Origin of the sequence: Hoeflea algicola (assembly GCF_026619415.1) — a bacterium.
Lineage (GTDB): Bacteria > Pseudomonadota > Alphaproteobacteria > Rhizobiales > Rhizobiaceae > Hoeflea > Hoeflea algicola.
The window spans coordinates 2263712-2280245 of record NZ_JAOVZR010000001.1 but is presented as its reverse complement, the minus strand read 5'-3'; the positions used below and the strand labels follow the sequence as shown (position 1 = coordinate 2280245).

16 protein-coding genes and 4 pseudogenes are annotated in these 16534 nt (G+C 60.5%); 9 read left to right on the top strand and 11 right to left on the bottom strand.

What is annotated here, in order from left to right:
- Window positions 1-173: 173 nt before the first annotated feature.
- On the top strand, window positions 174-569 hold the full coding sequence (locus tag OEG84_RS11215) for a DUF1036 domain-containing protein (protein WP_425602840.1): 396 nt from the start codon (window positions 174-176) through the stop codon (window positions 567-569).
- Window positions 569-2012, top strand: a pseudogene (pyk, locus tag OEG84_RS11210) (pyruvate kinase). Before OEG84_RS11215 ends, pyk begins: the two are co-directional and overlap by 1 nt.
- Before the next feature lie 32 nt (window positions 2013-2044).
- Here pyk and OEG84_RS11205 read toward each other — a convergent pair.
- The 6 genes and pseudogenes from OEG84_RS11205 to OEG84_RS11180 all read right to left on the bottom strand — a co-directional run bounded on the left by OEG84_RS11205 (window position 2045) and on the right by OEG84_RS11180 (window position 5954).
- Complete coding sequence (locus OEG84_RS11205) at window positions 2045-3079, bottom strand: alpha/beta fold hydrolase (protein WP_267653834.1); 1035 nt, start codon at window positions 3077-3079, stop codon at window positions 2045-2047.
- Between the two features lie 99 nt (window positions 3080-3178).
- A pseudogene (locus tag OEG84_RS11200) lies at window positions 3179-3688 on the bottom strand (hypothetical protein); the annotation flags it as partial.
- A gap of 177 nt (window positions 3689-3865) precedes the next feature.
- The gene (gene ykgO / locus OEG84_RS11195) at window positions 3866-3991 is read right to left on the bottom strand and encodes a type B 50S ribosomal protein L36 (protein WP_267653833.1); all 126 of its coding nucleotides are present in this window, start codon (window positions 3989-3991) and stop codon (window positions 3866-3868) included.
- A gap of 151 nt (window positions 3992-4142) precedes the next feature.
- A complete protein-coding gene (locus OEG84_RS11190; RefSeq protein ID WP_267653832.1) occupies window positions 4143-5237 on the bottom strand; it encodes a 5-(carboxyamino)imidazole ribonucleotide synthase in 1095 nt (364 codons plus the stop codon).
- Window positions 5234-5731 carry a 5-(carboxyamino)imidazole ribonucleotide mutase gene (gene purE, locus OEG84_RS11185; RefSeq protein WP_425602912.1) on the bottom strand — a complete coding sequence of 166 codons (498 nt, stop codon included), beginning with the start codon at window positions 5729-5731 and terminating at the stop codon, window positions 5234-5236. Before purE ends, OEG84_RS11190 begins: the two co-directional genes overlap by 4 nt.
- A 19-nt stretch (window positions 5732-5750) precedes the next feature.
- On the bottom strand, window positions 5751-5954 hold the full coding sequence (locus tag OEG84_RS11180) for a YdcH family protein (RefSeq protein WP_267653830.1): 204 nt from the start codon (window positions 5952-5954) through the stop codon (window positions 5751-5753).
- Window positions 5955-6170: 216 nt separating this feature from the next.
- Between OEG84_RS11180 and OEG84_RS11175 the strand changes: the two genes are divergently transcribed.
- Entirely contained in the window at window positions 6171-6347 is a 177-nt protein-coding gene (locus OEG84_RS11175; RefSeq protein ID WP_267653829.1) for a YdcH family protein, read from the top strand.
- Window positions 6348-6499: 152 nt separating this feature from the next.
- Here OEG84_RS11175 and OEG84_RS11170 read toward each other — a convergent pair whose 3' ends face one another.
- From OEG84_RS11170 to OEG84_RS11160, 3 genes and pseudogenes are all read right to left on the bottom strand, one after another.
- Window positions 6500-6757 (bottom strand): ArsR/SmtB family transcription factor, encoded by a 258-nt coding sequence (locus tag OEG84_RS11170; protein WP_267653828.1) that lies wholly within the window; start codon window positions 6755-6757, stop codon window positions 6500-6502.
- A gap of 113 nt (window positions 6758-6870) precedes the next feature.
- Window positions 6871-8555 (bottom strand): annotated as a pseudogene (locus OEG84_RS11165) (acyl-CoA synthetase).
- A 23-nt stretch (window positions 8556-8578) separates the two neighbouring features.
- Window positions 8579-9358 carry a sulfite exporter TauE/SafE family protein gene (locus OEG84_RS11160; RefSeq protein ID WP_267653827.1) on the bottom strand — a complete coding sequence of 260 codons (780 nt, stop codon included), beginning with the start codon at window positions 9356-9358 and terminating at the stop codon, window positions 8579-8581.
- A 92-nt stretch (window positions 9359-9450) separates the two neighbouring features.
- On the opposite strand from OEG84_RS11160, the gene OEG84_RS11155 reads away from it, so the two are divergent.
- From OEG84_RS11155 to OEG84_RS11130, 6 genes and pseudogenes are all read left to right on the top strand, one after another.
- The gene (locus tag OEG84_RS11155; RefSeq protein WP_267653826.1) at window positions 9451-10104 is read left to right on the top strand and encodes a thiamine phosphate synthase; all 654 of its coding nucleotides are present in this window, start codon (window positions 9451-9453) and stop codon (window positions 10102-10104) included.
- 8 nt (window positions 10105-10112) lie between these two features.
- Window positions 10113-11171 (top strand): tetratricopeptide repeat protein, encoded by a 1059-nt coding sequence (locus OEG84_RS11150; RefSeq protein ID WP_267653825.1) that lies wholly within the window; start codon window positions 10113-10115, stop codon window positions 11169-11171.
- 120 nt (window positions 11172-11291) lie between these two features.
- A complete protein-coding gene (gene efp, locus OEG84_RS11145; protein ID WP_267653824.1) occupies window positions 11292-11855 on the top strand; it encodes an elongation factor P in 564 nt (187 codons plus the stop codon).
- 77 nt (window positions 11856-11932) lie between these two features.
- Window positions 11933-12732 (top strand): annotated as a pseudogene (locus tag OEG84_RS11140) (inositol monophosphatase family protein).
- 107 nt (window positions 12733-12839) lie between these two features.
- A complete protein-coding gene (locus tag OEG84_RS11135; RefSeq protein WP_267653823.1) occupies window positions 12840-13862 on the top strand; it encodes a MotA/TolQ/ExbB proton channel family protein in 1023 nt (340 codons plus the stop codon).
- 3 nt (window positions 13863-13865) lie between these two features.
- The gene (locus OEG84_RS11130) at window positions 13866-14897 is read left to right on the top strand and encodes a peptidoglycan -binding protein (RefSeq protein WP_267653822.1); all 1032 of its coding nucleotides are present in this window, start codon (window positions 13866-13868) and stop codon (window positions 14895-14897) included.
- Between the two features lie 21 nt (window positions 14898-14918).
- Here OEG84_RS11130 and OEG84_RS11125 read toward each other — a convergent pair whose 3' ends face one another.
- Together OEG84_RS11125 and OEG84_RS11120 are read right to left on the bottom strand one after the other, a co-directional pair.
- Window positions 14919-15737, bottom strand: coding sequence for a phosphate/phosphite/phosphonate ABC transporter substrate-binding protein (locus tag OEG84_RS11125; RefSeq protein ID WP_267653821.1), 819 nt, complete (start codon window positions 15735-15737; stop codon window positions 14919-14921).
- The gene (locus tag OEG84_RS11120; RefSeq protein WP_267653820.1) at window positions 15734-16534 is read right to left on the bottom strand and encodes a fatty acid desaturase; all 801 of its coding nucleotides are present in this window, start codon (window positions 16532-16534) and stop codon (window positions 15734-15736) included. Before OEG84_RS11120 ends, OEG84_RS11125 begins: the two co-directional genes overlap by 4 nt.

The window sequence follows — 16534 nt, the reverse complement described above, 5'->3', positions numbered from 1 at the left end:
GTGACCTTTGACTTTAGTCCGGTGTCCTTCGTTGACTTTCACCGGTCTGCAGCGCAAAAAGCAACAGATAAGCCATGAGCGGAGACTGACCGGATTTGATGTTTCGCAAGTTGCCCCGAGCCTATTTTTCCATCATCAGATCTGCCGCACTGATTCCGCTGTTCGCCGGTGCCATGATGTTTGCATCAGCCGATGAAGCCAGAGCGGATTTCCGTGTGTGCAACGGAACCCAGTCGCTGGTCGGCGGATCGATCGGTTACCGCACCGCAGAGGGTTGGGTGACGGAAGGATGGTGGCAGATTCCCGCCAATTCCTGCGCCACTCTGATCGAAGGCCAGTTGGGCTCGCGATACTACTACCTCTATGCCGAGGATGCCGGCGGTGGCGGCCGCTGGGCTGGCGATATCAACATGTGCGTCGCCGACAACGAGTTTCGGATCGTCGGTGTTGAAGACTGTTTTGCCCGCGGCTTTCAGCGCGTGGGTTTCAAGGAATACGATACCGGGCGACAAGGCAGCTGGATGGTCCAGCTATCGGACGCCCCGGAAGCGCAAGAGAGCCAAAATTGATGAAGCGTCACCGCAAAGTGAAAATCCTCGCGACTCTCGGACCGGCTTCGTCCGATGAGGCGATGATCCGGAAACTGCACGAAGCGGGCGCCGATCTGTTCCGGATCAACATGAGCCACGCCAGCCACGAAGTGATGCGGACGCTGGTTGGCCGCATTCGCGCTGTGGAAAAAAGTTGCGGGCGTCCGATCGGCATTCTCGCCGACCTTCAGGGCCCGAAGCTGCGCGTGGGCAAGTTTACCGACGGTTCTGTGGCGCTGGAAGCCGGACAGAAATTTGTTCTCGACAATCGAGACGAACCGGGCGACGCAAACCGGGTGTTCCTGCCACACCCCGAGATTCTCGAAGCGGTGCAACCTGGGCACCGGTTGTTGATCGATGATGGACGGCTGCAACTGGTCGCGGTCGAATCAGACAAGACTTCGATCACCTGCAAGGTGGTCAGCGGCACCAAGATTTCCGACCGCAAGGGCGTCAGCCTGCCCGACACCACGCTCGGTGTCGGCGCGTTGACGGAGAAGGACCGGGCCGATCTCGATGCGGTGCTTACCATCGGCCACGATATCGACTGGGTGGCGCTGTCGTTCATCCAGCGTCCCGAAGATCTTGCCGAAGTGCGCAAGATCGCCCGCGGCCAGGTCGGCCTGATGTCGAAGATTGAGAAGCCGCAGGCACTTGAGCGGATCGACGAGATCATCGAGTTGTCGGATGCGCTGATGGTGGCGCGCGGCGATCTCGGTGTGGAAATGCCGATTGAATCCGTCCCCGGTATCCAGAAGCAGCTGATTCTGGGCCTGCCGCCGCGCTGGTAAGCCGGTGGTGGTTGCCACCCAGATGCTTGAATCGATGATTTCCGCGCCGGTTCCGACCCGCGCCGAAGTGTCGGACGTGGCGACTGCCGTTTTCGAAGGCGCTGACGCGGTGATGCTGTCGGCTGAATCGGCTGCCGGCGACTACCCGGTGGAAGCCGTGTCGACCATGGCGTCAATCGCCCGCAAGGTTGAGCTTGATCCGAATTATCCGGGCATCATCTATGCCCAGCGCCCGCAGCCCGACGCGACCGGTGCCGACGCGATTTCGCTGGCGGCACGCCAGATTGCTGAAACACTCAACCTGTCGGCCGTGGTTTGCTACACGTCTTCAGGCACCACCGGTCTGCGTGCCGCGCGTGAACGGCCGCAGGTGCCGATCATCGCACTCAGCCCGGTGATCCAGACGGCACGTCGGTTGTCGATCGCCTGGGGGCTGCATTGCGTGGTCACCGAAGATGCGACCGATCTTGACGACATGGTTGATCGCGCCTGCCGGATTACCTTCCGGGAGGAATTCGGCAAGCCCGGCGACCGGATTATCATTTCGGCGGGTGTGCCGTTGGGAACGCCAGGATCAACCAACATGCTGCGGATCGCCTATATCGGCTCTGACGGCATGTCCGGGATCTGATCGGCTACCTGCAATAAGAAAGCGCCAAGCGTTCAGCCTGCCGACGAGACCTCGCCCGGGCAACGGGCGTGGTCCTGGGCAAGCCTCACCTCGGCCAGGACCGCGGCGGCTCGCAGATCGACATCCAGTCCAGCCACTTTTTCGATCCCGCGAATCGCCAGTTCGGTGGTGACGTGATCGGGCTTGTGGCCGAGATTGCGGACCCACACCAGTTCAGCTCCCTTGATGTCGCGTGCTAATCCTTCCGAATGGATATGAGCCAGAACCACCGAATCACTGTCGCCGGTAACGATCACGGTCGGTGTCTCAATTTCGGTGTAGCGCGGTGAAACACGGCTGACATAGGTTTTGAGGCCGGCGACGTCGATGGCGTTGTTGCGAAACGCCTGCGGCCTGAGCACCAACGCCGGCGCGGTGCTGCTGACATAATCATCGGGCTTTGGATTGGGCGCGAACACACAAGCTGAACCACTCTCCAGCCGGGTCAGGCCCGCCGGCAGCGCCAGCGTGTGGGCGAACAGCGGCCCAATCAGCGGCAAGTTGGTGAGTTCGTAATACCAGCTCACGCCGCCCGGCCATGGATGGGTCGCGGGTGCCAGGAACACCAGGCCAGCGGTTATCTGCGGATGATCGAGTGCAAAGCTCGCAGCAATCGCGCCGCCGAAGGAGTGGCCGACGATGATTGCCTTTGTCATTCCCTTGGCCTGCATGGCGCGGGCAATGGCCGCGGCCTGCCCGCCTGGGGTCTGATTTTCAACGCCGCCGCGCTCGGACCAGCCATGGCCGGGGCGGTCGATGAACAGCATTTCGGCGCGGCCTTCCAGCCTTGATCTGAACGGCGCCATTTGGTCCCGCAGATTGCCGCTGGCGCCGTGAATGAACACCAGGGGCGGCAGCTCTGCCTGCTCTGGGCGGGGCACATGTACGGCATGCAGCGCGTAGCCGCCGACATCGATCATCTCGCCGATCGGCGGATATTGCGCTTCGATCTCGCGAGTCTTGATCCGGGTCCAGACCGCAAGGCCCGCAACCAGCAGCACGAGGGCGACAAGGAAATAGATCATCATGGCTCGGATCGGTTTTGGGAAGGGCATGAAGGACAATGCTGTAAATTGCGGTAGTCACAGAGTTTACGGCGAAACCGGTCGAAAAGTTTCAGGCATGGATCAGGTTCTGGAGCCCGCCAGCTTGTCGGCCAGTTCGCCAAGCTTCTGCTGAGCCTGGCGATTGGCCGGATAGACATTGAGCATCTGCTCCCAGGCCCGCAGCGCCAGTTCGTCGTTGCCTGTGTCTTCGAGAATTGCGGCCATGCCAGCCAGGGCGCCAAAATGTCTGGGCTCAAGCGACAGCACCTTGTTGATGTCGGCCATCGATCTGGACTGGTCGCCCATCATGAAATGCAGCGTGGCACGCCGGTTCCAGCCTTCTGCAAAATCCGGCATCAGCACCACCACCTGGTCGAGCAGGTCGAGCGCAAAGCCGTTCTTCTTCTCCGCAATCGCCTTGTCGGCCCATTGCATCAACAAGTTGGCTGTGGCGCTGCCCGAATCGCGCCATCGTGCCCAAATGCGCTCGCTGATGCGTTCGGCCTTCTGGGTGTCGCGTTCACGTTTGAGTTCGGCAAACAGCCGATCAAGCGCCTCGGCGGGCTCTGGGGCAGGCTCAGCTTGGGGGAGGCGGGTTTGTCCGCTTCAGCCTGCGCTCCTGCGGGCGTCGACAAGGGGCCGGCAAGCAGCAGGGCAACCGTCAGGAAGAGCAGGTATGGTGACGAAAAATGGCGCATGCGGAAAACTAGTCCGTCTGCGCCAAAGATCAAATGCAAATTTCAGTGATGGCACAAGTGGCCAGCAACTTCAGCCCTGACGAGCTTTGAAACGCGGGTTCTGCTTGTTGATGATGTAAACCCGGCCCTTGCGACGAACCAACTGGTTGTCACGGTGACGAGCCTTGAGCGCCTTGAGCGAATTTTTGATCTTCATTGTTCTGATCCGCGAGTTAACTGGCGATCCGAGCCGCCCATTCAATCAAAACGCGCCAGCCAAGAACGCGTTCATTCGGTTGGCTGCGATGTACCTGCTCGGGATTATGCTGTCAACTCCGCGGCAGCTTTTTCCCGCCCTAAACCGGGGTTTAGCGCGTTGTCAGGGGGCTGATCCGGGTAACGTGGCCCATCTTGCGGCCGGGGCGGGCCTCGGCCTTGCCATAGAGATGGATCAGCACATCGGGCTCGGCAGCGATCTCGGGCAGCCTGTCGATATCAGCACCGATCAGGTTTTCCATCACGCAATCGGAATGCCGCTTGGCATCGCCTAGTGGCAGCCCGGCAATTGCGCGGATGTGCTGGTCGAATTGCGAGATCGTGCAGGCAGCCTCGGTCCAGTGACCGGAATTGTGAACCCGTGGCGCCATCTCGTTGACCAGCAGGCGGTGGCTATCGCCATCGCGGACGGCGAAGAACTCGACGGCAAAGACGCCGACATACTCTAGATGCGTGGCAATCAGCCCGGCGATGCGAAGCGCTTCGGTGCGGGCCTGAGGCCCCAACTGCGACGGCACTGTCGAGGTATGCAGGATATGGTTGCGATGGATGTTCTCGGCAACATCATAGGCCCGGACCTCGCCGGAAAGGCCGCGAGCGGCGATCACCGACACTTCGGATTCAAAATGCACGAAGGATTCGAGCACGGCCATCTGTCCGCGCATGGCGGCAAAGGCGATGTCGGCGTCTTCGGGACGGACGATCTTGGCCTGGCCCTTGCCGTCATAGCCCAGCCGGGTCGTCTTCAAGACGGCGGGCAAACCGGTAACAGTAATAGCTGCATCAAGCTCGGAGCGGTTGGAAACGGCAGCAAACAAGGCGGTTTGGGCGCCCAGTTCGGCGGCCATGGCTTTTTCCAAAAGCCGGTCCTGGGATACCTTGAGGGCTTTCGAACCGGGTCTGACCGGGACCCGTTCTTCAAGCCATTCGACCGCGGCAACCGGGACATTTTCGAATTCATAGGTGATGACATCACAATATTCGGCGAGTTGTTCAAGCGCTTGCGGGTCATCGTAGGCGGCAACAATCTGCCGATTGGCCATCTGCGCTGCGGGTGCGTGCTCGGCGGGATCGAGGATGATGGTCTGGTAGCCGAGCCGGGCGGCGGCCATTGCCAGCATGCGGCCGAGTTGGCCACCGCCGATAATGCCGATCACTGCACCGGGCGCGAGTGGTGCGTTGCTCATGGCTGATCCACGGGTTGTTCGGCCACGGCGTCGGTTCGTGCCTGACGCCAGGCGTCGAGCCGCCCGGCCAGCGCTTCATCCGAGAGCGCGAGCACACTGGCGGCGAGTAGCGCCGCGTTGACCGCCCCGGCCTTGCCGATGGCGAGTGTGCCGACGGGGATGCCCGCAGGCATCTGAACGATGGACAAAAGGCTGTCCTGACCTGACAGCGCCTTCGATTCGACAGGGACGCCAAATACCGGCAACGACGTGAAGGCTGCGGTCATGCCCGGCAAGTGGGCGGCACCGCCGGCACCGGCGATAATGACCTTGAAACCCTGTTCACGCGCTCCCTTGGCAAATGACACGAGGCGGTCGGGGGTGCGGTGGGCCGAGACGATCAGCGGCTGGTGGGCGATGCCCAGTTCAGCAAGCGTATCGGCTGCGTGTTTCATGGTCGGCCAGTCAGACTGGCTGCCCATGATCACCGCAACCAGCGGCGTTGGATTCTGCATCATGCTGGGCTCCTGCGGGTCAGGCAATAATGTCCGGGATGATCTGGTCTTCGATATTTGTGATCTTGTCTTTGATGACGAGCTTTTTCTTTTTCATCCGCTGGATCCGCAATTGGTCGCAGCCGGTCTGAATCATGGCGTTGATTGCAACGTCGTAATCTTCATGTTCATGGCGCAATCGTGCCACAAGCATGCGAAGCTCCGCCTGTTCCTGGTCGCGCATGCAGTTTCCCCGTCTCACGCATCTGGGCGGCGCCGAGAAGGCCCGACCTTTTTCGTCATTTCGGCGCTGGTACCACAGAATCGATGGTAACGGGAAGTTATCCCCATCTAAGAAATGATCTTCGACAAACGCTCACAGGCGTGCCACACTCGACGGTGTCAAGAAACCAGCGCTTCGGCGTCCCGGCGCCGGCGCTTCCCAACACAGGAGTTGCCCATGTCGATTGATGCCCATCTTGCATCGCTTGAAAAAAAGCACGGTGAATTGGAAGCCGAACTCCGTGCGGTACTCGGACAACCGTCGGTCCATGATCAGGCGATCGCGAATATCAAACGCCGCAAGTTGCGCCTCAGGGACGAGATCAAACGTCTCCGCTCCGACACACAACACTGATCAGATTTATATGACCTCCCCATGACAGGGCGCGGGGTTAATCCCCGCCCCACTATATTTTGATGCCAATGTCGGAAACTGCAGCGCGGAAGCCTCAGCGACGGTCAATTCAGGCCGGATGACACCGCGACGGGGGCGTCAGATCGTAAACCTCAATTCCAGAACTGGTCGACCCAGAGGTTGATGTGCATGAATCCATCCAGCCTGATCGCATAAATGCGGCTGGTGCCCTGGTTCGTCACTGTCACCAACCCACTGTCGAGAAGCGCCTTGAGATGCTGCGATACCGCCGGGCGGCTGATGGGAAGACCCTCGGCCAATTCGTTGACGGTGCGCGGATGGCGGCGCAATTCCTCCAGAATATGGCGCCGGTTGGGGTCGGCGATGGCTCGGAATACATCCACGGTCATGATCTCAAGCTATGCCATCGCCATTGACCGGGCAAGCGGAGATCATCGCGACGATGGGCCGACTGTGCAGCCCGAGACCGGCAGGGCGCTGGCACTCCCGTTGACGACGCGAGTCAGTCCGCCGAACTGAATTCACTGCGCAGCAGGAATTTCTGGATTTTTCCGGTCGATGTCTTCGGTATTTCCCTGAAAATGACGGTTCGCGGGCATTTGAACCGCGCCAGCAATGCGCGGCAATGCTCGATGACGTCGTTTTCGCTCATACTGTGTCCCGGGCGCAGTTCGACAAAGGCGCAAGGGGTCTCGCCCCATTTGTCGTCAGGGCGCGCCACCACGGCAGCGGCCATGATTGCCGGGTGCTTGTAAAGCGCGTCCTCGACCTCGATCGAGGATATGTTTTCGCCCCCGGATATGATGATGTCCTTCGAGCGGTCCTTGAGTTGCAGATAGCCGTCGGGATGCATCACGCCGAGGTCGCCTGAATGAAACCAGCCGCCGCGGAAAGCTTCGGCGCTGGCCTCGGGGTTTTTCAGGTAGCCCTTCATGACGATGTTGCCGCGGAACATCACCTCGCCGATCGTCTCTCCGTCGGCCGGAGTTTTCTGCATGGTGCCGGGATCCATCACCGCGAGGTTTTCGAGTGCCGGGTAGCGAACGCCTTGGCGGGCCTTCTTGGTGATACGCGCACCGGGCTCAAGTGCTGACCATTCGCCCTTCCATTCGTTGACGACCGCTGGCCCGTAGGTTTCGGTCAGGCCGTAAAGATGCACCACCTCGAAACCGGCCTCGGCCATGCCGGCAAGCACTGCTTCGGGGGCGGCGCGGCGGCAGTGTTGAAACTGACGGTCTGGGAGAAATCCCGCTTCTCGTGATCCGGTGCGTTGAGTAATACCGACATCACAATCGGCGCCCCGCACAAGTGAGTGACGCCGTGATCGGCAATGGCTTCGTACATCGCTTTGGCGCGGACCCAGCGCAGGCAGACATGGGTGCCGCCGACCACCCCGAGCGTCCAGGGAAAGCACCATCCGTTGCAGTGGAACATCGGCAATGTCCACAGATAGACCGGGTGTCGGCCCATGCCCGAGGCGATGACGTTGGCATAGCCCATCAGTGCAGCGCCGCGGTGGTGATAGACGACGCCCTTGGGGTTACCGGTGGTGCCGGAGGTGTAGTTGAGCGAAATCGAATCCCACTCGTCATCGGGCGCAGTACGGCTAAAATCAGGCGAGGCGGCGAGGATGAACGCCTCATAGTCATGCTGACCGATCGGCGGGCACTTGGGAAAGGGCGCGTCTTCGGGGTATTCGGCGTCGTCATAATCGATGACCACCGGTGCGATCTTGGCAAGCGCCAATGCCTCGGCCATCACCGCAGAGAATTCGCGATCGACGATCAGCACTTTGCATCCGGCGTGATCCAGCTGGAAGGCGATTGCCTGCGGGTCGAGCCGGGTGTTGATGCAATGCAGCACCGCGCCGGTCATCGGGACGCCGTGATGGGCTTCCAGCATCGCCGGCGTGTTCGGCAGCATTACCGAAACCGTGTCACCCTTGCCGATCCCCAGACCAGCAATCGCATTGGCCAGCCGTTTCGAGCGTTCGAGGAATACGTGATAGCTCACACGCATGGTGCCGTGGATGATTGCCACATGGTCGGGATGGACCAACGCCGCCCGTTCGAGATGGGCCAGCGGCGTCAGCGGCTGGTAATTGGCAGCATTTCGGTCAAGGTCGGTTTCGTAAGGGTTGGTGCTCAATGGAAGGTCCTGTGCCGGGCTGATCGCATTTTCCGGCATCAAACCATTTGAACGTCCATTTGTCATCCAGCCAATAGGCGAGTGACGCCGTCCCAGATCAGTTTCAGCGATGTAAGAAACACCATCAGATACATGAATGGATAAAATATCTCCGGCCGCATGCGCTTGACGATGAAGACACCCGTCAGCGTGGCCACCGGGGCCAGTGGCGCCAATGCCAGCGAGGTGGATAGATTGGTCGTGTCAAACTGGCCGAGCGCAAAATAGGGCGCGAGCTTGACGGCGTTGACGATGGCGAAATAGCGAACGCTGGTGCCGGTGTAGGTCTTCGGATCCTGCTTCAGCGGCAAGGCGTAGATCTGATAGGGCGGACCGCCGGCATGGGAAACAAAGCTGGTGAAGCCCGAAAGCGTGCCCCAGAACAGCCCCAGCAGCGGCCGATGGCCATGCACGGGAGGTGGGCTATTGCTGCGCCGGGCGATCATGCTTGTGCTGACAAAGCGGGCGACGAATAGCAGCGCCACGACCCCGACGATCAGCCGGATCATCGGATCGGTGACCCAGGCGGCCGTGGCCCAGCCGATGGCGATGCCGGCCAACGCACCGGGCAACATGATGAAAAGCGTCTTGTTGTCCTTGTGACTGCGCCAGCTCCATAGGCTGACCATGTCCATGACAATGAGGATCGGCAACAGGATTGCTGCTGCCTGGACCGGCGGAATTGTCAGCGCCATCAGCGGCACGCCAAGCAGCGCCATGGCGCCGCCAAATCCACCTTTCGAGAGCCCAACCATGAGGACAGCCGGAATTGCCGTGGCGTAGAAGAACGGGTCGGTCATCATCGGGACAGTTGATCCTTATGCCGCGCCGGTCTATCTCGTTTGCAATTGTTTGGCCATAACGGTCTTCAGCGCCGTTTGCGATAGGATATCTCATGACCGCTTCCACCAATCGCTGCCGTCTGGTTCTTGTAACGCCCGATATTGCTGATGCGAGCGAGCTCGCCGGAATTGTCGAGGGCGCCCTGCGCGGCGGCGATGTCGCTTCGGTGATCGTTCCGCAGCACGGGCTTGACGAAAAGAGTTTTCAGAAACGATGCGAAGCCCTGCTGCCGGTGATCCAGGCGACGGGTGCGGCCGCTCTTATTGCCGGTGACACCAGGGTTGCCGGCCGGGTTCGCGCCGACGGCCTGCATATCGAGGTCGGGCCGCAAGCGATGATGGAGGCTGTCAAACAGCACGCACCCGGCCTGATCGTCGGCGGCGGCAATGCGCGCGAGCGGCATGCAGCGTTGTCGATCGGCGAGGCGCAGCCGGATTACGTCATGTTCGGGTCAATCACCGGCGACATCAAGCCAGAGCCACACAGCAAGAACATCGCACTCGGGGAATGGTGGGCCGACATGATCGAACTGCCCTGTGTGGTGATGGGCGGAACTAGTACCGCATTTGTCGAGGAAATGGCACAGACCGGGGCTGAATTCATCGCCTTTGGGCAGGCGGTGTTTTCCGATCCGGCGAATGCGCCGCGCGTGGTTGCGGAAATCAATGCGGTGCTTGACGAAAAAGCGCCACGGTTCGGGCGATAATGCACCGCATGATTGATTTTGCGGTTGGCTCCGGCGGCTATTTTTACGCCGGTAAATATTTTCAGCGATCACGGTATCTATCCGTGCTGGCAGCGCTGTTGCTGGCAAGTGCAACGCCGGCGATGTCCCAGGAGGCTACGAGCGCCCCTGACGCGGCCGAAATTCTCAAGGCGCCGACCGATGCGAGCGCGCCGCCCCAGCCGGAAGGTGGAGCTGAAACGGCGGCATCCGATGATGCAACCGTCAGGGCATTCGGCGCGTTCCAACGCGGTTACTATCTGACGGCGATGGAACTGGCGCTGCCGCGAGCGCAACTGGGCGATCCGGCGGCGCAGACATTGCTGGCCGAATTGTTCGCCTCCGGCCTCGGCGTTCCGCGTAGCATGGATGATGCGGCGTTCTGGTATGGTCAGGCAGCAGAAAGCGGCGACGCCTCAGCCCAGTTCAAATACGGCGTGATGTTGCTTGAAGGCAAATATGTCACCCCCGACAAGGCCAAGGCCGAGGCCCTGATGAAAAAGGCCGCCGATGCCGGCAACGCATTCGCTCAGTTCAACTATGCGCAAATCCTGGTTTCCGCCAAGCCCGGGCCATCGGGCATTCTTGAAGCTTTGCCGTATTTCGAGAAGTCGGCCGAACAAGGGATTCCGGATGCGCAATATGCGCTTGCGCAGATCTATATCAACACCGATGGTGTGCCCGATGCAAAACGCAGCCGGGCGCGCGAGTGGATGGAAAAGGCGGCGCGGGCCGGCTTTGACACAGCACAACTCGATTATGCGATCTGGTTGATCGACGGGATTGGCGGCGACAAGGACTACGACGAAGGGTTCCGCTGGATGCAGGTGGCTGCCAATCGCGGCAACGTTGTTGCGCAGAACCGGATGGCGGTGTTGCATATCAATGCCATCGGCACGCTCGGCGATCCGGTGGAAGCGGGCAAATGGTATATCCTGTCGCGCCGCGCGGGGTTTGACGACCGCTCGCTCGATGATTTCTACCAGGGTTTGACCGAAGAACAGCAAAAGCAGGCGCTGGAGGCCGCGAACGCGTTCGGCAAGCATTGAATCAGGTGATTGCGGCCGGTCGAGATTGGGGCAGGCTTGAAAAGCCGCGCCAATTGTGGTCTTGAAGCCGCCAAACCGCGCCGAATGTCGGCCCGGACAAGCTTGACGCGGAACGCTTTCATGAAAATCAACGGAAATGAAATTCGCCCCGGTAACGTGCTTGAGCACAATGGCGGCCTGTGGGCAGTGGTCAAAACCAACGCGGTGAAGCCCGGCAAGGGCGGCGCCTTCAATCAGGTGGAAATGAAAAACCTGATCGACGGTACCAAGCTCAACGAGCGTTTCCGGGCCTCGGAGACGGTCGAGCGCATCCGGCTTGAACAGAAGGACTTTCAGTTCCTCTACGAACAGGGCGAGGCGCTGGTGTTCATGGATCTGGAAAGCTACGAGCAGCTTGAACTGCAGAAGGAATTTGTCGGTGATCGCCGCGCCTTCCTGCAGGACGGCATGATGGTGACGGTGGAATTGTACGATGAACGACCGATCGGCATCGCGCTTCCTGATCATGTGACCCTGGCGATTGCCGAGGCGGATCCTGTGGTCAAGGGACAGACAGCGGCATCGTCTTACAAGCCGGCCATTCTTGAAAACGGTGTGCGCATCCTGGTTCCGCCGTTTATCTCGTCGGGTGAACGGGTTGTGGTAGACACCAACGAACTGACCTATTTGCGCCGCGCCGAATAAATCGTTCGATCGGATGGTTGGCGCGAGGCGCCGGCCGGTCGCATAACCCCGGTCGCAAAAACCAAGGAATGATATAGATGGCGCGTTCAGCCCTTCTCAACGTGATGGTGCAGTCGGCGCTGAAAGCCGGGCGCTCGCTTGCGCGCGACTTCGGCGAGGTGCAGAACCTGCAGGTCTCGCTCAAGGGGCCGGGCGACTATGTCACCCAGGCTGACCGCAAGGCCGAGTCGATCATCAAGACCGAATTGTTGCGTGCGCGTCCCACCTATGGATTCCTGGGTGAGGAAAGCATCGAGATGGCGGGCACCGACGGCGCCCACCGCTGGATCGTTGACCCGCTCGATGGCACCACCAATTTTCTGCACGGCATTCCGCATTTTGCGGTTTCGATTGCGCTTGAACGCAATGGCGAGATCGTGGCGGGGGTTATCTACAACCCCTCCACGGACGAGCTCTACACCGCTGAACGTGGTGGCGGGGCATTCCTCAACGACCGACGCCTGCGGGTTGCCGGCCGCAAGGCGATGTCGGACGCGGTGATTGGCACCGGTGTGCCTCATCTCGGACGTGGCCATCACGGCAACTTTCTGGTCGAGCTGCGCCACATCATGGGTGAATGCGCCGGTATCCGCCGGTTCGGGGCCGCGGCGCTGGACCTGGCCTATGTTGCGGCCGGGCGGCTTGACGGGTTCTGGGAAAAGCCGCTTGAAGCCTGGGATATGGCTGCGGGCATGATCCTGATCCGCGAAGCCGGCGGTTTTATTGCCGACACGAAGGGGGAACCGACATGTTCGGTACACGCTCCATCGCAGCCGGTAACGAGTATATCCTCAAGGGCGTTCTGGAACTGGTGCAAAGGCCTGTTCCGAAAGCCTGAGCAAGCCGGCATGAGGTTGTTTTTCCGGCGCGCTTTCAATTCCGCCATATTATCGGTTAGTGTTCGCGGCAACAGTTGAAGCTAGACAAAGGCCGGGACGGACAAGCATGGCAAAACTGACATTGTCTGGATGGGGCATCTCCGAGGACGGTAGCGGCGCGGATCCTCACAAGCTCTCAAGCCCGTTGGTTTTTTTCTGGAGCATGATGATATTTCTCATCCTCTCCGGATTCGTCGCCGCGATTCTTTACCGGCAGATTCATGATGCCTTTCTTGCCAATCCGGGGCTCAATGGCCTGATCCTGGGGGTTCTCGCGGTTGGCGTGTTGCTGGTGTTCACCCATGTGCTGAGGCTTCGCCCCGAGGTGCGGTGGGTAAATTCGCTCAGGGCTACCGGGGACGCGGAGAAAGTTGGCCGCGATCCGGTGTTGTTGGCGCCGATGCGGGCGCTGATCGGGCGGCGTCAGGAAATGGCGCTGTCGACGACGTCGCTTCGCTCGATCCTTGATTCGATCGCCACCCGGCTTGACGAATCACGCGACACCTCGCGCTACCTGATCGGGTTGCTGGTATTTTTGGGCCTGCTCGGAACATTCTGGGGTTTGCTCGGTACCATCGGTTCGATCAATCAGGTGATCCAGTCGCTCAACCCCGGCTCCGGCGGCACCGAGGACTTGCTGTCGACGCTGAAAACCGGATTGTCGGCGCCACTGGACGGCATGGGAACGGCATTTTCCTCCTCGCTGTTCGGCCTTGCCGGTTCGCTGGTGCTGGGATTCCTAGATCTGCAGGCGGGGCGGGCGCAGAACCGGTTTTACACCGAACTTGAAAACTGGCTGTCGACCATGACGGATCTGGATTCCGGCATGGCCGTGCCCGCCGATGGCACGGCGGCCGCCGAAGAGATCCGGATGCTGACCGAACGGATGCAGACTTTGTCACAGGATTCCGGCGTGACGCCGCGAACCACGGCGGCCATGGCGAGCCTTGCCGAAGGTATTCAGGGCCTGGTGAAAAACATGCGCAACGAACAACAGATGCTCAGGGACTGGATCGAGGCGCAGCAGGTCGAATCGCGTCGGATGCGCGAGACGCTGGACAAGCTCGCCGATAAGCTTGGAGACAAATAGACCATGGCGCTGGCGCGAAACCGGCGACGGGAGCGGACGGTCGATTACTGGCCCGGCTTTGTCGACGCGCTGTCGACGCTGCTGCTGGCGATCATGTTCCTGCTTACCGTGTTCGTGTTGGCACAGTTTTTCCTCTCGCGTGAAATTTCCGGCCGTGACCAGGTGCTCAACCGGCTCAACAGTCAGATCAATGAACTGACCCAGCTTCTGGCGCTCGAGCGTTCCGGAAAACAGGATCTCGAGGACAACCTGGCCAATATGATGGCCTCCTTGTCGGAAGCGGAAGCCGACCGGTCGCGATTGCAGGAATTGCTTGCCAGTGGGTCGGGCGCCAGCGCGGCCGCGGAGAACAAGATCGGGATTTTGACCGAAACACTGAACTCCGAAAAGAAGGTCTCACAACGCGCGCTCAGCCAGGTGGAGTTGCTCAATCAACAGATTTCGGCGTTGAGAACCCAGCTCGCCGCTCTCGAAGACGCACTCGAGGTTTCCGAAAGCAAGGACCGGCAGACACAGGCCAGAATCGCTGATCTGGGAAGACGGTTGAACGTGGCGCTGGCGCAGCGGGTGCAGGAACTCAACCGCTACCGCTCTGACTTTTTCGGACGCTTGCGTGAAATCCTGGCGAGCCGTGAGGATGTGCGGGTCGTCGGTGACCGGTTTGTGTTCCAGTCGGAAGTGCTGTTTCCCTCGGGCGGTAACGAGCTCAATGCCGCCGGTAAGGAGCAGATGGCCAAACTGGCAACGGCGATCAACGAACTGGCGCGGGAAATTCCCGAGGAGATCAACTGGGTGCTTCGTGTCGACGGCCATACCGACGATGTGCCGTTGTCGGGCAATGGCCGCTATGCCGACAACTGGGAGCTTTCCAGTGCGCGTGCGACATCGGTGGTCAAATACCTGGTCTCCCAAGGGGTGCCGGCCAACCGGCTGGTGGCCGCCGGTTTTGGCGAATTCCAGCCGATCGCCGAAGGCGATACCGATGCTGATCGCGCCACCAATCGGCGTATCGAGCTCAAGCTGACTGAACGCTGATTCCGGCGTCGAATTAGGTCGTCATATGCTCAAGCCGGGCAGCGCCTCGTGTGCGGGAACCGGTATTGCCAGGGCCGCATAATCTGACTGTTTGACCCGTGCCAACCCGGTGACCAGCGTCGCATCGCGGATGCCGGCGGGCAGAGAGCTGAAGGCAACCTCGTTTGCACTGGCGATGGCTTCCGCTTGATCGGCGTAGCGGATGCTGGCAATCAGCGGCAGCGCCGGGGTCTCTGGCGTTCTGCTGAAGACCTGCAACTCGTCTGCCGCCGCATCGTGACGCTTGGCCAGTTCCCATGTCACGGCGTCGATTGCGGCCCAGTCGGCCTCGCCCCTGGCCACTGCGTGGATCGAGGCGCGGTGTGCGCCTGTCTGTAATGGCTGCGGGCGCGAGGCATGCCCTCCTGCTGCCAGCAGCCGCACCGGGGCGGCGAAGCCGGACTGGGAATGGGTCATGTTGTAGGCAAAGCGCCGATCCGCCAGGTCAGCCATTGTGGGCGCTGCGTCGGCTTTGCGCGCAACCAGCACGCTGAAATAGCGGCCAGGCGCGGCACCGGTAACGGCGTGGGCTGGTGCGCCGATCAAAGCAACCTTGCCGGCCAGTCCATTGGCGTAGGGAAAACCGCAGGTCTGCGACAGAACCAGGCCCGGATGGCGCCAGAGCGGCTCGGGGTCATCACTGCGCTCCAATAGGAAAGGCGCAGCGATGCCGATGTTTCGCAATTGCTGGCGGATCGCTGTCCACAGCGCATCGGTTGCTGCGCGGATTTCAGGCCAGTCATACATGGGTAACGAGGCAACGCCGGTTGTGGCGTCGCCTTCCGGTCGCGGCAACTTCATTGGCCGTCGCCGTTGCGGCGCGTGCGGTTGGGTTCCATCGGATAGGCGACCGGTTCCTTGGGCCGGAAGCCGAAACGGCGAAACACCTCCCAGTAGCTCTCAAAACGGTAGCCGCCATTCATGCGCAGGAATCGCGCCCTGTTTTCCCGGAAGAACTCGGGAATACGGTACCAGGCAAGTGAGGGATAGGCGTGATGCACCGAGTGGTAGTTGTTGTTGAGAAACAGCAGGCTCAATGGTCCGCTGGTCTCGATGATCACCGAGCGCTGATTGGCTTTCTCGACGGCTTGGTGTTCGATGAATGAGCGCACCATCAGCAGTCCCATGCCGAAATAGGCGGCAATGAAATAGGCTGCGGGGTGCAGGCTGCCATAGCGGGCAACAAGCCAGAACAGCAGTGCGACGGCAATGAGGTGCCTTGCCCAGATCCAGATGATCGACCGGTCGCCGTTTCTCACCCGGCCATATTCGCTGCGGATGAAGCCCACGGTGGCCAGTGCAGGGCCGAGGGTCATGCGTCCGGTCAGGGTGTTGTTGGCAACCAGCAGGCGCTTGAGCCAGGCAGGAACCGATGCCCATACCTGCCGGTCGAGATAATAGCTCTCCGGATCGTCATAGGGGTCGGTGATGTTTTCATTGATGTGGTGGGTAAGATGGCAGGATTTGAAGCGCAGGTAGGGCACCAGCACTCCGATTGGTGGCGCGATCAGAAGATCGTTTAATTTTTGGTTCCTGAATGGGTGACCGTGTAAAAATTCGTGTTGAAGCGAGGAATGCAGCGTGATGATGGGGATCAT